At 74.4% G+C, this 14,573-nt stretch carries 11 protein-coding genes and 1 pseudogene; 3 read left to right on the top strand and 9 right to left on the bottom strand.

What is annotated here, in order from left to right:
* Positions 1–118: 118 nt before the first annotated feature.
* Genes BS73_RS22935 through glmS form a run of 3 tightly spaced genes read right to left on the bottom strand, consistent with a single transcriptional unit; the run spans position 119 to position 3,903 of the window.
* The gene (locus BS73_RS22935; protein WP_037575410.1) at positions 119–1,609 is read right to left on the bottom strand and encodes a bifunctional ADP-dependent NAD(P)H-hydrate dehydratase/NAD(P)H-hydrate epimerase; all 1,491 of its coding nucleotides are present in this window, start codon (positions 1,607–1,609) and stop codon (positions 119–121) included.
* Positions 1,610–1,667: 58 nt separating this feature from the next.
* Positions 1,668–2,036: a holo-ACP synthase gene (locus BS73_RS22930; RefSeq protein WP_037575407.1), complete on the bottom strand. Its 369-nt coding sequence runs from the start codon at positions 2,034–2,036 to the stop codon at positions 1,668–1,670.
* Positions 2,037–2,040: 4 nt separating this feature from the next.
* Entirely contained in the window at positions 2,041–3,903 is a 1,863-nt protein-coding gene (gene glmS, locus BS73_RS22925) for a glutamine--fructose-6-phosphate transaminase (isomerizing) (RefSeq protein ID WP_084704276.1), read from the bottom strand.
* A gap of 497 nt (positions 3,904–4,400) precedes the next feature.
* On the opposite strand from glmS, the gene BS73_RS22920 reads away from it, so the two are divergent.
* Together BS73_RS22920 and coaA are read left to right on the top strand one after the other, a co-directional pair.
* Positions 4,401–6,743, top strand: coding sequence for an outer membrane protein assembly factor BamB family protein (locus BS73_RS22920; RefSeq protein WP_161789695.1), 2,343 nt, complete (start codon positions 4,401–4,403; stop codon positions 6,741–6,743).
* A gap of 44 nt (positions 6,744–6,787) precedes the next feature.
* The gene (gene coaA, locus BS73_RS22915; protein WP_037580692.1) at positions 6,788–7,777 is read left to right on the top strand and encodes a type I pantothenate kinase; all 990 of its coding nucleotides are present in this window, start codon (positions 6,788–6,790) and stop codon (positions 7,775–7,777) included.
* Between the two features lie 166 nt (positions 7,778–7,943).
* Here coaA and glmM read toward each other — a convergent pair whose 3' ends face one another.
* The 4 genes and pseudogenes from glmM to BS73_RS22895 all read right to left on the bottom strand — a co-directional run.
* Complete coding sequence (glmM, locus tag BS73_RS22910; protein ID WP_037575401.1) at positions 7,944–9,314, bottom strand: phosphoglucosamine mutase; 1,371 nt, start codon at positions 9,312–9,314, stop codon at positions 7,944–7,946.
* Between the two features lie 291 nt (positions 9,315–9,605).
* Positions 9,606–10,097 (bottom strand): 30S ribosomal protein S9, encoded by a 492-nt coding sequence (rpsI, locus tag BS73_RS22905; RefSeq protein ID WP_037575398.1) that lies wholly within the window; start codon positions 10,095–10,097, stop codon positions 9,606–9,608.
* 45 nt (positions 10,098–10,142) lie between these two features.
* The gene (rplM, locus tag BS73_RS22900; protein WP_037575396.1) at positions 10,143–10,586 is read right to left on the bottom strand and encodes a 50S ribosomal protein L13; all 444 of its coding nucleotides are present in this window, start codon (positions 10,584–10,586) and stop codon (positions 10,143–10,145) included.
* 255 nt (positions 10,587–10,841) lie between these two features.
* Positions 10,842–11,579, bottom strand: a pseudogene (locus tag BS73_RS22895) (ATP-binding cassette domain-containing protein); the annotation flags it as partial.
* A gap of 159 nt (positions 11,580–11,738) precedes the next feature.
* Here BS73_RS22895 and BS73_RS34945 point away from each other — a divergent pair.
* On the top strand, positions 11,739–13,013 hold the full coding sequence (locus BS73_RS34945) for a hypothetical protein (RefSeq protein ID WP_051940297.1): 1,275 nt from the start codon (positions 11,739–11,741) through the stop codon (positions 13,011–13,013).
* On the opposite strand, the gene truA is transcribed toward BS73_RS34945, so the two are convergent.
* A complete protein-coding gene (gene truA / locus BS73_RS22885; protein WP_037575393.1) occupies positions 13,010–13,870 on the bottom strand; it encodes a tRNA pseudouridine(38-40) synthase TruA in 861 nt (286 codons plus the stop codon). The genes BS73_RS34945 and truA overlap by 4 nt on opposite strands.
* A gap of 92 nt (positions 13,871–13,962) precedes the next feature.
* Positions 13,963–14,442: a 50S ribosomal protein L17 gene (rplQ, locus tag BS73_RS22880; RefSeq protein ID WP_037575390.1), complete on the bottom strand. Its 480-nt coding sequence runs from the start codon at positions 14,440–14,442 to the stop codon at positions 13,963–13,965.
* Positions 14,443–14,573: the final 131 nt, after the last annotated feature.

Genomic DNA, 14,573 nt, shown 5'->3' with positions numbered 1-14,573 from the left:
CTCACCATCGTTCGGTTCTCCTCGCTGAGGCCGCCGTGCGGCGGCGCCTGACGACGAGTCAAACCCAGGGCTCCGCGGCGCGCCTGTCGAACACCCGTCCGTCCGGCGCCGTCCGCGGTCAGCCGCTCAGCACGTCCCGCCAGGCGCCGGGCAGTTCGGCGGCCACGTCGAGCGAGGTGATCGGCGAGCCGCCGGCGGCGGCCCGGCGAGCCGCCAGTCCGTGGAGATACGCGGCGGCCGAGGCGGCGTCCAGCGCCGGGAGCCCGGCGGCCAGCAGCGCCCCGGCGAGGCCGGACAGCACGTCGCCGCTGCCGGCGGTGGCCAGCCACGGCGTCCCGGTCGGATTGACCCGTACGGGTGCCGCCGGGCCCCCCGGGGCGGGGGCGACGACCGTGGTCGACCCCTTCAGCAGCACCGCGCAGCCGTACGCCTCGGCCAGCTGCCGGGCGTGCGCCAGCCGCTCGGCCTCCACCCGGGCCCGCTCGGCCGGTCGCCCGGCGCCTGCCAGGAGCGCGGCGGCCTCCCCCGCGTGCGGGGTGAGGAGCACCGGCCGGCCGGGGTCGCCGGCCCGGTCGGCCAGCGCCTTGGGCCCGCGCCGGGCCAGCAGCCCCAGACCGTCCGCGTCGACCAGCAGCGGTACCGGCTCGGCCAGCGCCTCGTCCAGCACCTGCTCCGCGCGGGACTCGGTACCGATCCCGGGCCCGACCACCCAGGCCTGGACCCGCCCGGCGGAGCCCGGCCCGCCGTCCGTGACCAGCGTCTCCGGATGGGCCCGCACCACGTCCGCGGCCGCCGGCCCGGCGTACCGCACCGCGCCGGCGCCACCGCGCAGCGCGGCCGAGACGGCGAGGACGGCCGCGCCCGGGTAGCGGGCGGAGCCGGCGGCGATGCCGACCACCCCGCGCCGGTACTTGTCGCTCTCCGCGTCCGGCCGCGGCAGCAGCGCGGCGGTCTCGGCGTGCTGGAGGGCCTGGGCGTCCGGCGGCGAGGGGAGGTCGAGCCCGATCTCCACCAGCCGGACCACGCCGGCGTGCTCCCGGCCGGGGTCGATCAGCAGCCCGGGCTTGTGGGTCCCGAAGGTGACGGTGATGTCGGCGCGGACGGCCTCCCCCGCGACCTCGCCGGTGTCGGCGTCGATCCCGCTCGGCAGGTCGACGGCGAGGACGGTCGCCCGCTCGCCGATGGCGTGGACGTACTCGGCGGCCTCCGGGCGCAGCCCGCCGCGGCCGCCGATCCCGACGATCCCGTCCAGCACCAGGTCGGCCTCGGTCAGCGCGCGCAGCGCCTCCCCGCGCTCCGTCACGGCCCGGCCGCCGGCGGCGCGCAGGGCGTCGAGGCCGCCCCCGTGCGCGCGCTCCGGGTTGAGCAGCACCGCTCGCACCGCCGCGCCCCGGCGTGCCAGCCGGGCGCCCGCGTAGAGCGCGTCCCCGCCGTTGTCGCCGCTCCCGGCGAGCACCACCACCCGGCCGCCGTACACCCGGCCGAGCGCCTCGGCCGCGGTCGCGGCCAGCCCGGCGGCGGCCCGCTGCATCAGAGTCCCCTCGGGCAGCCGCGCCATCAGCTCCCGCTCGGCCGCCCGCACCCGCTCCACCGCATACGCATTCCGCATGCCCCCCATCATTCCCCGGGGGGCGCCCCCCGCGCAGATCCCGCGAGGCGGCCGGCGGTCAGCCCTCGGCGATCACGACCGCCGAGGCGACCCCGGCGTCGTGGCTCAGGGAGACGTGCCAGCTGTGGACGCCGAGTTCGGCCGCTCGCGCGGCCACCGTGCCGGTGGTGTGGAGGATCGGGCGGCCGGACGGCTCGGTGCGGATCTCGGCGTCCGTCCAGAGGAGTCCCGGCGGCGCCCCCAGCGCCTTGGCCAGCGCCTCCTTCGCGGCGAACCGGGCGGCGAGCGACGCGATCCCGCGCTGCTCGCCGCCCGGCAGGTACCGCTCGGAGGGCAGGAAGAGCCGGTCGGCCAGCGCCGGGGTGCGCTCCAGGGCGGCCCCGAAGCGCGCGATCTCGGCGACGTCGATCCCGACTCCGATGATCACCCGGTCACTCCACCGTGACCGACTTCGCCAGGTTGCGCGGCTGGTCGACCTCGTGGCCCTTGGCGGTGGCCAGCTCGCAGGCGAAGACCTGCAGCGGGACGGTCGCCACCAGCGGCTGCAGCAGGGTCGGCGTCACCGGGATCCGCACCAGGTGGTCGGCGTACGGCACGACCGCCTCGTCGCCCTCCTCGGCGACCACGATGGTCTTGGCGCCGCGGGCCCTGATCTCCTGGATGTTGGAGACGATCTTGTCGTGGAGGACGGACCGGCCGCGCGGGGACGGGACCACCACGACCACCGGCAGGTCCTGCTCGATCAGCGCGATCGGGCCGTGCTTCAGCTCGCCCGCCGCGAAGCCCTCGGCGTGCATGTACGCCAGCTCCTTGAGCTTGAGCGCGCCCTCCAGGGCCACCGGGAAGCCGACGTGCCGGCCGAGGAAGAGCACCGCCGAGGCGTCCGCCAGCGAGCGGGCCAGCTCGCGCACCGGCTCCATGGTCTCCAGCACCTGCTCGACCTGCTTCGGCGCGTCCGCGAGCTGCCGGATCACCTCGAAGATCTCGTCGCCCCACTTGGTGCCGCGCACCTGGCCCAGGTAGAGGGCGACCAGGTAGCAGGCCACCAGTTGGGTGAGGAAGGCCTTGGTCGAGGCGACCGCGACCTCGGGGCCGGCGTGGGTGTAGAGCACCGCGTCCGACTCGCGCGGGATGGTCGAGCCGTTGGTGTTGCAGATGGCCAGCACCTTGGCGCCCTGCTCGCGGGCGTGCCGCAGCGCCATCAGGGTGTCCATGGTCTCGCCGGACTGCGAGATGGCGATCACCAGCGTCTGCTGGTCCATGATCGGGTCGCGGTAGCGGAACTCCGAGGCGACCTCGACCTCGCAGGGGATCCGGGTCCAGTGCTCGATCGCGTACTTGGCGATCAGGCCCGCGTGGTACGCGGTGCCGCAGGCCACGATGACGACCTTGTCGACCTCGCGCAGCACCTGGTCGTCGATCCGCACCTCGTCCAGGGTGAGCCGGCCCTCGCCGTCGATCCGCCCGAGGAGGGTGTCCGCGACGGCGCGCGGCTGCTCGGCGATCTCCTTGAGCATGAAGTAGTCGTAGCCGCCCTTCTCGGCGGCGGAGGCGTCCCAGTCCACGTGGTACTCGCGGACGTCGGCCGGGCGGCCCAGGAAGTCGGTCACCGTGACGCCGTCCCGGCTCAGCTCGACGACCTGGTCCTGGCCCAGCTCGATGGCCTCGCGGGTGTGGGCGATGAACGCGGCGACGTCCGAGGCGAGGAAGTACTCGCCCGCACCGCGACCGACCACCAGCGGCGAGTTGCGGCGGGCGCCGACCACCACGCCGGGCGCGCCGGCGTGGGTGGCGACCAGCGTGAAGGCGCCGTCCAGGCGGCGGCAGACCCGGCGCATGGCCTCGGCCAGGTCGACGGTGTCGCCGCCCAGCTCGCGCACCTCGTCGGCGAGGAGGTGGGCGACCACCTCGGTGTCGGTCTCCGACTTCAGGACGTGGCCGCGCTCGGCCAGCTCGGCCCGCAGCGCGGCGAAGTTCTCGATGATGCCGTTGTGGACGACCGCGACCTCGGTCGCGTTGTCCGTGTGGGGGTGGGCGTTGGCGTCCGTGGGGCCGCCGTGGGTGGCCCAGCGGGTGTGGCCGATGCCGACCGTCCCGCCCGGCAGGGGGTTCTCGGCGAGCGCCTTCTCCAGGTTGGCGAGCTTCCCGGCCCGCTTCTCGGTGGCCAGCGGCCCGTCCGGGGTCTGCACCGCGACCCCGGCCGAGTCATAGCCGCGGTACTCCAGCCGCTTCAGGCCGGAGAGAACAACATCCAGCGCGGGCTGCCCGCCCACGTAGCCAACGATTCCGCACATGAGCGACAGCTTATGGGTCGCAGGGCCGTGCTTCGAACAGGCGGAACGCCGAGGTGCACCCGGGCGGAAGAACGATCCCGGGACGGTCCCGGAACGATCCCGGGCCGGTGCGGGCGAACTCTCACCCGATGTTCACCTCCCTCGCGGCCGCCGGACCGCCCGGCGGCGGGCCCCCGGCCCCGGCGCGCCGCCGGCGTGCGCACCGGCGCGCGGGGTCGCTGACACCGCGTCAGTTCCCTCGCCGAACGGCCCGCACGGGGGCTGGGACACGGGCCGCGGAAGGCCCTCCGCACCCCCGGCGGGACCACGGCGAAGCCCCCTCCGGCGCGCTGAGCACGGCGCTGCCGGCGGCCGGCCCGGCGGGCCGCGGCCGGCCGCCGGCGGATCCCGGATATCGGGCCGGTACCGATCCCGGCGCAACCGCGGCACACGCCCTGCCCGTGTCAACCCCCGGACGCCATAATGAGCTTCGACCGCACCGGCGAGGGGAGGCCGTGATGCGCGACACGCCCGCGGACAGACCTGCGGAGCAGATGCCCGCGTCCATCGGCGGGTATCGGGTGATCGCCCGGCTCGGCGCGGGCGGAATGGGGGAGGTCTTCCTGGCCCGCTCCCCCGCGGGCGTACTCACCGCGGTGAAGGTGATCCGCCCCGAGCTGGTCCGCTCCGCCGGCTTCCGCAAGCGCTTCGCCCGCGAGGTCGCGGCGGCACGCCGGGTGTCCGGCCCGTACACGGCGGTGCTGATCGACGCCGGGCCGGAGGACGAGCGCCCCTGGCTGGCCAGCCTCTACGTGCCGGCGCCCACCCTGGAGGAGACCGTCGCGGCGCACGGCCCCCTGCCACTGCCGACGCTGCGCGCCCTGGCAGCCGGGCTGACCGGCGCCCTCACCGACGTCCACCGGGCCGGGCTGGTGCACCGGGACGTCAAGCCGTCCAATGTGCTGCTCGCCCAGGACGGGCCGCGTCTGATCGACTTCGGCATCGCGCGGGCCGCCGAGGACACCGCGCTGACCACGGCGGGGACGGTGCTCGGCTCGCCCGGGTTCATGTCCCCCGAGCAGGTGGCCGGCGATCCCCTCGGACCGCCCGCCGACATGTTCTGCCTGGCCTCGGTGCTGGTCTACGCGGCGACCGGGCTCGGCCCCTTCGGCGAGGGGCCCCAACTCTCCATGCTGTACCGGGTGGTGGAGAGCCGCCCCCGGCTGGAGGCGGTCCCCGGGGAGCTCCGCGGGCTGCTGGCCCGCACCCTGGCGAAGGACCCGGCGGCCCGGCCGACCCCGGCCGCCTTCGCCTCCGAGCTCGGCCCCACCCTGCTGGGCCAGCCCGGCTGGCTGCCGCCGGCGGTGCTGGCGGACATCCAGCAGCGGGCCGGCGGCGACGGCACCCTGGGCGGCGAGCCGGAGCCGCTGCCGTACAGCGCGGCCCTGCCGTACAGCGAGGCGCTGCCGTACAGCGAGCCCCTGCCCTCCTACGCCTCGGAGCCGCCGTACGAAGGGGACGTGGAAACCGCCAGGCTCTCCCCGCGGGCGGAGGGCGGCCGGCCGGGGCCGCCGGACCGGGTCGCGCTGCCCGAGGCCGCCACCGGCTACCCCGAGGGTTCGCCGGAGACCCGGCCCGGCACGCCTTCCGGCGACCCGGCCAGCGAGCCGCCGCCCGCCGCCCAGGCCGCCGCGGCCGCCTCCGGGCCGGCCCATCGCGCGACGCCGTTCTTCCGCCGCCGCGCCTTCCTCGCCGTCTGCGGCGGGGTCGCCGCCGCGACCGCCGGCACCTGGATCGGCCTGGAGTCCGGGAGCCACCGCGCCGCCGCGGGCACCGCGGGCGGCGGCGGCACCGCGTCCACCGGCACCGGCGACCACCCCGGCGTGCCGCAGGCCGCCTTCACCCACCGCACCGGCGGCCCGGTGCACTCCTCGCCGAACATCTCCCCCGACAACCTCCTCTACATCGGCAGCGACGACGGCCACCTCTACGCCCTCGACTCCCGTACCGGCGCCCCCCGCTGGGCCTTCGCCGCCCGCGACATCGTCTGGTCCACCCCCGCCTACGCCGAGAACACCGTCTACTTCGACAGCTACGACCACAGCGTCTACGCCGTCGACGCCGCCTCGGGAAGGCTGCGCTGGTCCTACGCCACCGGCGGGAAGTGCTGCTCCTCCCCGCTCCGCTACGGCGACCTGCTGGTCTTCGGCAGCCACGACAACAACGTCTACGCGCTGGCGGCGGCCGACGGAAAGGTCCGCTGGAAGGCCCCGACCGGTGCCGAGGTGCTCAGTTCCCCGTTCCACGACCCGGCCTCGCAGACCGTGTGGATCGGCAGCTTCGACGGCGCCCTGTACGCCCTGGACGCCGCCTCCGGAAAGCAGCGCTGGGCCTACGGGACCCAGGGCAGCATCTGGTCCTCCCCCACCATGGCGGGCGGCACGGTCTACGTCGGCAGCCAGGACCACGCGATGTACGCGGTGGACGCGACCACCGGGAAGCTCCGCTGGAAGCGCTTCACCGGCGGCCAGATCATCTCCTCCCCGCTGGTCTCCGCGGCCGGGCTGGTCCACTTCGGCAGCGAGGACGGCCGGGTCTACGCCCTCCGCGCCTCGGACGGCAGCCCCGCCTGGACCTTCCGCACGGCCGCCCCGATCGACTCCTCCCCGTCCATGGCCGGCGGGCTGCTGTACATCGGCGGCGGAGACGGCTACCTCTACGCCCTCCAGCCGGCCGACGGAAAGGTGACCCGCCGCTTCTCGGTCGGCGCCGCCGTCTGGGGCACCCCGATGGTGACGTCCGGCAGCGTCTACACCGGCAGCCAGGACCACAACGTCTACGCCCTGCCGACCCCGGTCTGATCTTCGGCCAGCGGTACCCGGACAATGGAGGGGTGGCCAGGACCCTGGAAACCCTCGATTCCCGAGCGTCGGCGCAGCGCCGCGGCGACGCCAGTCCCTTCGTGGACCTCACCCGCGCCGAGTGGAGCGCCCTCCACGAGCGGACGCCGCTGCCGCTCACCGCGGAGGAGGTGGAACGGGTACGGGGCCTCGGCGATGTGATCGACCTCAAGGAGGTCGAGGACATCTACCTTCCGCTCTCCCGTCTCCTCAACCTCTATGTCCAGGGCACCGGCCGGCTCCGCGCCTCCCTCAACGCCTTCCTGGACGGCAACGGCCACACCGGAACCCAGCCCGGGACGCCCTTCGTGATAGGGGTCGCCGGAAGCGTCGCCGTCGGCAAGTCCACCACCGCCCGGCTGCTGAAGGCGCTGCTCGCGCGCTGGCCCGAGCATCCGCGGGTGGAGCTGGTCACCACCGACGGCTTCCTCCTCCCCAACGCGGAGCTGGAGCGGCGCGGGCTGATGGCCCGCAAGGGCTTCCCGGAGTCGTACGACCGTCGGGCGCTGACCCGCTTCGTCGCCGACGTGAAGTCGGGCAAGCCGGAGGTGACCGCGCCGGTCTACTCCCACCTGGTCTACGACATCGTCCCGGACGAGAAGTTGACGGTATGTCAGCCGGACATCCTGATCGTCGAGGGGCTGAACGTCCTGCAGCCGGCGCTCCCCGGCAAGGACGGCCGCACCCGGGTCGGCCTCGCCGACTTCTTCGACTTCTCGATCTACGTGGACGCCAGGCCGGAGGACATCGAGCGCTGGTACCTCAACCGCTTCCGCAAGCTGCGGGAGACCGCGTTCACCGACCCCAACTCGTACTTCCGCTGGCTGACGAAGGTGCCGGAGGCCGAGGCGCTGGAGTACCGCCGGCAGGTGTGGCAGCACACCAACCTGCCCAACCTCACCGAGAACGTGGCCCCCACCCGCGGCCGCTCCACGCTGATCCTCCGCAAGGGGGCCGACCACAAGGTCCAGCGGGTCTCACTGCGCAAGCTGTAGCAGGCGCGCCGCCAGCGGCGCCGCGCGCAACGGCGCCGCACTCGGCAGCGGCCAGCGGGTACGCCCCGGACCGCGTCGCCGAATGCGGCGCCGTTCGCGGCGGGCCGCGCAGTTCCCCGCCCCCTTGCCGGCGCCTGCGGCGCTCCCCTGGGGGGCGGTAACTGCCTCAGATGGCCAGGCGTTCGCGGACGCAGCCCGCCAGGCGTTCGGCGACCGACTCCGCCGCGGCGACGTCCGCCGCCTCGACCATCACCCGGACGACCGGCTCGGTCCCGGAGGGACGCAGCAGCACCCGCCCGGTCTCCCCCAGCTCCGCCTCGGCCTCGGCGACGGCCTTCCGCACGCCCTCGTCGGAGCCGGCCCGGTCCTTGGCCACGCCCTTCACGTTCAGCAGCACCTGCGGCAGCCGCTCCATGCAGGTGGCCAGCTCGGCCAGCGGCTGCTTGGTCGCCGCGACCCGGGCGGCCAGCATCAGCCCGGTGAGGGTGCCGTCGCCGGTGGTCGCGTGGTCGAGGAGGATCACGTGCCCGGACTGCTCCCCGCCCAGCGCGTAGCCGTTCTCCTTCATCGACTCCAGCACATAGCGGTCCCCGACCGCGGTCTGCACCAGGTCGATGCCCTCGCGACGCATCGCCAGCTTGAAGCCGAGGTTGGACATCACGGTCCCGACGACCGCGTTGTTCCGCAGCGTGCCGGCCTCCCGCATGGCGATGGCCAGCACCGCCAGGATCTGGTCCCCGTCCACCAGCTCGCCGGCCGCGTCCACGGCCAGGCAGCGGTCCGCGTCCCCGTCGTGGGCGAAGCCGAGGTCGGCCCCGGCCGCGACGACGGCCTCCCGCAGCCGGTCGATGTGGGTGGAGCCGACGCCGTCGTTGATGTTCAGCCCGTCCGGTTCGGCGCCGATGGTGGCGACCACCTCGGCCCCGGCCCGGGTGAACGCCTCCGGCGAGACCCGCGCGGCGGCGCCGTGCGCCCCGTCGATGACGACCTTCAGTCCGTCCAGCCGGTTCGGCAGCGCCGAGACGAGGTGCTGGACGTAGCGGTCGAAGCCCTCGTCGTAGTCGCGGACCCGGCCGACCTCGGCGCCGGTGGGCCGAGCCCAGTGCTCGCCCTCCCCGGCCCGGTACTGGTGGTACGACCGCTCGATGGCGTCCTCGACGTCGTCCGGCAGCTTCTGCCCGCCGCGGGCGAAGAACTTGATGCCGTTGTCCGGCATGGCGTTGTGGCTGGCCGAGAGCATCACCCCGAAGTCGGCGTTCAGCTCGCCGGTCAGGAAGGCGGTGGCCGGCGTGGGCAGCACCCCCACCCGCACCACGTCGACGCCGGAGGAGGCCAGCCCGGCGATCACCGCCGCCTCGAGGAACTCGCCCGAGGCACGCGGATCGCGGCCGACCACGGCCACCGGCCGGTGGCCCTCAAACGCGCCGGCGTCCCCCAGCACGTGCGCCGCAGCGACGGAGAGCCCCATCGCCAGCTCGGCGGTGAGGTCCACGTTGGCGACGCCCCGCACGCCGTCCGTTCCAAACAGTCGTCCCACTGGTCAATCCTCCGTGGCTCGTCGCCGTGCCGTGCGGCGTCGTCCCCCTCGCGTCCGGACCCTCCCCCTGCGCTGCCGTTATGCGCGGGATGTTTCCCGGACAACTGATATGACAATCCGACAGACGCTGGGTTGCACTCGTCTGCCGTCCCGAACCGTCCACCGTTCAGGTAGGGCCGCAGTCACCAGAAGTGACGAAGCAACAGAACGCCCCGGGGGCACGGATGGTGCCCCCGGGGCGTCTGGATGCCTGCTCCCGCAACCGCGGGCTGCGGGGCGAAAAGGCCGGACTTAGCGCTTGCTGTACTGCGGCGCCTTGCGGGCCTTCTTCAGACCGGCCTTCTTGCGCTCGACGGCGCGGGCGTCCCGGGTCAGGAAGCCGGCCTTCTTCAGGGTCGGACGGTTGTTGTCCGCGTCCGCCTCGTTCAGCGCGCGGGCGACGCCCAGGCGCAGGGCGTAGGCCTGGCCGGAGGTGCCGCCGCCGTTGATCCGGGCGACGACGTCGTAACGGCCGTCCAGCTCAAGAACCTTGAGCGGCTCGTTGACGATCTGCTGGTGCACCTTGTTCGGGAAGAACCCGTCCAGGGTGCGGCCGTTGATCTTCCACTGGCCGGTGCCGGGCACCAGCCGGACGCGGGCGATGGCCTGCTTGCGCCGACCCAGGCCGGTACCGGGGACCGCCTCGCCGAAGCGAGAGGCCAGCGACTCGCTGGTGTACTCGGTCTCCTCGACCTCGAAGGTCTCCTCGACCTCGAGAGGGGTCTCAGGGGTGGTCTCAGCCACGATGTTCCTCGCTGCTCTCTCTGACTCTGACGTCTCTACCGCGGACTACTGCTGAACCTGGGTGATCTCGAACGGCACCGGCTGCTGGGCGCCGTGCGGGTGCTGGTCGCCCGCGTAGACCTTGAGCTTGGAGAGCATCTGACGCCCGAGGGAGTTCTTCGGGAGCATGCCCCGAACGGACTTCTCGATCGCCTTCCGGGCGTCCTTCTCCAGGAGGTCGCCGTAGGAGATGGACTTCAGACCGCCCGGGTAGCCCGAGTGGCGGTAGGCCATCTTCTGCTCGCGCTTGTTGCCGGAGAGGTGCACCTTGTCGGCGTTGATGATGATGACGAAGTCACCGGTGTCGATGTGGGGCGCGTATACCGGCTTGTGCTTACCCCGCAGCAGGGTGGCGGCCTGGGTTGCCAGGCGGCCCAGCACGACGTCGGTCGCGTCGATCACATGCCACTGGCGCTGAACGTCGCCGGGCTTGGGGCTGTACGTACGCACGGTCGTAGCCTTCGCTTTTCAGTGAGTGTCCTGACTGACAGGGCCACCCAGGACGATCACGATCAGCCATGGCGGACCCCTGGACGCAATCAGGGGAGCGACGCTGGTCATCGGCCCGGTGGACCGGCGTACCGACCTCTCACGTGAGATGGAGCTAGCCAATACGCACAACGAACTCGCAGAATACCGGTGCGGCCCCGAACAGGTCAAAAAAGCCCACCGGACCGCCCCGCCCCCTCACCCCGCGGCGGGGTGGACCCGGCTCCCCGAGGGGCCCGGATCGACCTCCACCACCCGGTCCGCCGCGCCGCTCGCCAGCTCCGGGTCGCGGGCGGCGAAGACCACCGTCTTCGCGGTCTCCCGCAGCCGCTCCGCCAGCCGGCGCCTGCCCGGCGGGTCGAGGAAGGCGTCCGGCTCGTCCAGCAGCAGGACCTCGTCGGGGCCGCGCAGCAGCGCCTCCAGCAGCAGCCGCTGCCGCTCCCCGCCGGAGAGGGTGCGGACGGCCCGCCACTGCGCCCGCTCCAGGGGGACGCCGAGGACCGCCTTCGTACAGACGTCCCAGAGCGCCTCGTACGCGTAGCCGCCGGCCTCCCGCCAGGCGGACAGCGCCTGGGCGTAGGAGCTGCGGGCGGGGGCGTCGTCCTGGGCCATCATGGCCAGCTCGGCCTCGTCCACGGCGCGGGCCGCGGCCCGGATCCGCGCGGGGGCCAGGCCGGCCAGCAGGTCCCGCACGGAGGGGCCGCCGTCCCCCTTGGCCTCGCCGATCGGCCCGGCGAACCGCGGGAGGACGCCCAGCCCTCCGCTCACCGACACCGTTCCGGAGTGCGGTCTCAGCTCACCGGCCATCAGCCGCAGCAGCGTGGTCCTGCCCGCCCCGGCGGCGCCCACCAGGGCGACCACGACCCCCTCGCCGGCCCGGAAGGACACGTCCGAGAAGAGCGGGCTGCCGTCCGGAAGGTAGTAATCCAGATGTGCGAGCTCGACATGACCCATGACCGGGGATTCTCCGCTCGGGGCCGGACCCCGGCCACCGGATTTTCGCAACCCGAGCACGGGGATCGCACAAAGACGTCACCAAGCCGCAGCCCCAAGGGAGTTGACCGGCGACTCGCGCGAGGGCCGAGTGCGGGGAGTCATCTAGTATGCCGATCCATGAGCAAACGGGCAGGTGCGGAAGGCGAAGCCCCGCTGCCGCGGCGCGACCCGGCAGGAGCCGGGCGGTCCCGCGGCCGGATACCGACGCGGTTCAACCGCCAGAACCCGCCGTCCGAGCGGATCGCCGTCCAGCGCCCCGGACGGTCGGCGCGGGCGGCGCTGCCGGCGCCGCAGCAGCCGGAGGCGCCGGCGTACAGCATCCGCCCCGGCAGCCCCGAGCAGCAGCCCCCCGCCGCCGTGCAGCCCTCCCGGCCGCCTACGGCCGAGGAGTGGGCCGCGGTGAACAACCGGCAGGCGCGGCCGCAATCCCAGGCGCAGCCCGGGGGGCAGGCCCCGGCCGCCGCGCCGTACGCCATCCGCCCCGGCGCCCCCGAGGAGAACCCCCGGCCGTCGGAGGGAGAGCCGCAGCCGCAGTCCCAGCCGCAGCCGCAGCCGTCCGCCGATGCGCCGGGCGCGACCGCCCCGGCCTCCGCCACCGCAGCAGCCGCCACCACCCCCGCCCGGCCGGCTCCCGGCCGCCGGCGCGGACGCCGCGGACGCCGGCTGGCCGTGACCCTCACCGTCGCGGTGGTCGTCATCGGCGGCGGCATAGCCGCGGGCGTCGGTCTGACCCGCGGCGGGGGAACCCACCACGACAGGGCCGCCGCCGGGCCGCCCTCCCCGGCCTCCTCCGCCGAGGCCGCGAACACCGCCGCGCCCTCGCCGCAGCCGTCCCCGGCGGCGGTGGACCCGCTGGTCTACCTCTCCACGGCGGCCAAGGACACCGCCCCGCTCAGCGAGAAGGTCTTCTTCCCCGCGGTCATCCCGCACACCCCGTGGACCCGGATCGCCGCGAACGCCACCCCGAACTGCGCCTCCGCGGTCTCCCCGGCGCTCGCTGCCGACCTCAAGGCGCAGTCCTGCAAGGCCGTCTACCGCGCCACCTACCGGTCCGGCAGCACCGCGGTCACCGTCGGCGTCGCCGTCTTCGGCGACAGCGGCCAGGCGGCCCTGGCCAAGCGGAACGCCCGGGCCGGGAACGTGGACCCGCTGTACGCCAAGGGCACCCCGCCCTTCTGCAAGGCGGTCACCTGCCGGATGACGGTCAACGCCCTCGGCCGGTACGCGTACTTCACCGTCGCCGGCTACACCACCGGCAAGCCCGTCCCCGCCACCGACAAGGAGGCCCTGAACGCCGGGGACTCCGCCGCGACCCTGGTCTTCGACGACCTCGCCGCCAGGGCCCGCGCAGCCGCCGAGGCGCGGGGCTCGGCCGCAGGGGGGCGGGGCTAGGGCTGGAGGGACAGGCTGCGCACCCGGCGCGCCTCGGCCGCGCGCAGCGCCAGCGCGGAGTCCGCCGGGTACCCGACCTCCTCCAGGGTCAGCCCGTGCGGGCGCACCACATGGACCCGGGAGTCCCGCACCCCCGCGGCCAGCACCTCGCCCGGGAACGACACCTCCCGCTGCCCGCCCCCGACCGCGAGCATCGCCCCCACCAGCGCCCGCACCATGTTGTGGCAGAACGCGTCGGCCCGGACGGCGGCCACCGCGAACCCGGTCGAGGCCTCCCGCTCCCAGCGGAGATCCAGCAGCTCGCGGATCGTGGTGGCCCCCTCCCGGCGCTTGCAGTACGCCGCGAAGTCGTGCTCCCCGCGCAGCGCGGAGGCCGCCTCGTTCATCCGGTCCACGTCCAACGGCCGGTCGTGCCACAGCACATGACGGCGCATCAGCGGATCGACGCCGGCCTCCTGGTCGCACACCCGGTACGCGTACCGCCGCCAGACCGCCGAGAACCGGGCGTCGAAGCCGGCCGCCGCCCGGGACACCCGCCAGACCCGCACGTCCCAGGGCAGCCGCCCGGCCAGCCGCCGCAGCAGCCGCTCCTCCCCGCAGGCCTCGAAGACCTCCAGCGGCAGGTCCACATGCGCGACCTGCCCCCGCGCGTGGACGCCCGCGTCGGTCCGCCCGGCGACCGTGAGCTCCACCGTCTCGCCGTGCATCCGCAGCACCGTGGGGATGGCGGACTCCAGCTCCCCCTGCACGGTCCGCCGCCCCGGCTGCCGCGCCCAGCCGGAGAACTCCGTCCCCTCGTAGGCGAGGTCGAGCCGCACCCGCACCAGGCCCTCGCCCGGCCTTTCCTCAGTCACCATCAACCCTGACCCCTCGACCTCTCCCACGGAACGGGACGGGCCCGCCCCCTCCTTTCGGAAGGAACGGGCCCGCCTCGTCAGCGACGCCGTTCTCAGGCGTCCTTGGCCTCGTCGGCCGGAGCGGCGTCCTGCGGCTCCTCGGCCTTGGCGTCGGCCTCCTTGACGGCCCGCTTGGCGGCGGCCTCGGCCTCGCCGACCGCGGTCTGCTGCACCGTCAGCGCCTCGACCAGCTCGATCACGGCCATCGGGGCGTTGTCGCCACGACGGGGACCGATCTTGGTGATGCGGGTGTAGCCGCCCGGGCGGTTCTCGTACCGCGGAGCGATCTCGGTGAAGAGGGTGTGCAGCACCGCGACGTTGGTCACGGTCTTGCGCACCAGGCGACGGTTGTGGAGGTCGCCCTTCTTCGCCTTGGTGATCAGCTTCTCCGCCACCGGGCGCAGGCGGCGGGCCTTGGCCTCGGTGGTGGTGATGCGGCCGTGCTCGAAGAGCGCGGTGGCCAGGTTCGCGAGCAGCAGACGCTCGTGCGCCGGGCTACCGCCGAGACGCGCACCCTTGGTGGGACGGGGCATGGGGATCTTCTCCTCATCTCTCCTGCCCCCGGCCGTATCAGGTACCGGGGCCAGGGCGTACGGCGCACGCGGTCCGCGCACGCCGTACGACTTACGGCATCACGCCGGCGGGGACGCCGACGGGACGATGT

Source organism: Phaeacidiphilus oryzae TH49 (assembly GCF_000744815.1).
In the GTDB taxonomy this organism is placed as follows: domain Bacteria; phylum Actinomycetota; class Actinomycetes; order Streptomycetales; family Streptomycetaceae; genus Phaeacidiphilus; species Phaeacidiphilus oryzae.
The sequence above is the reverse complement of the archived record's forward strand: the minus strand, read 5'-3'. Positions and strand labels throughout refer to the sequence as shown.

What these genes read in the sequence shown, in the direction of transcription:
- BS73_RS22935 (WP_037575410.1), bottom strand. Translation starts at nt 1,609, where the DNA reads ATGCGGAATGCGTATGCGGTGGAGCGGGTGCGGGCGGCCGAGCGGGAG.
- glmS (WP_084704276.1), bottom strand. Translation starts at nt 3,903, where the DNA reads ATGTGCGGAATCGTTGGCTACGTGGGCGGGCAGCCCGCGCTGGATGTT.
- BS73_RS22920 (WP_161789695.1), top strand. Translation starts at nt 4,401, where the DNA reads ATGCGCGACACGCCCGCGGACAGACCTGCGGAGCAGATGCCCGCGTCC.
- BS73_RS34945 (WP_051940297.1), top strand. Translation starts at nt 11,739, where the DNA reads ATGAGCAAACGGGCAGGTGCGGAAGGCGAAGCCCCGCTGCCGCGGCGC.
- truA (WP_037575393.1), bottom strand. Translation starts at nt 13,870, where the DNA reads ATGGTGACTGAGGAAAGGCCGGGCGAGGGCCTGGTGCGGGTGCGGCTC.
- rplQ (WP_037575390.1), bottom strand. Translation starts at nt 14,442, where the DNA reads ATGCCCCGTCCCACCAAGGGTGCGCGTCTCGGCGGTAGCCCGGCGCAC.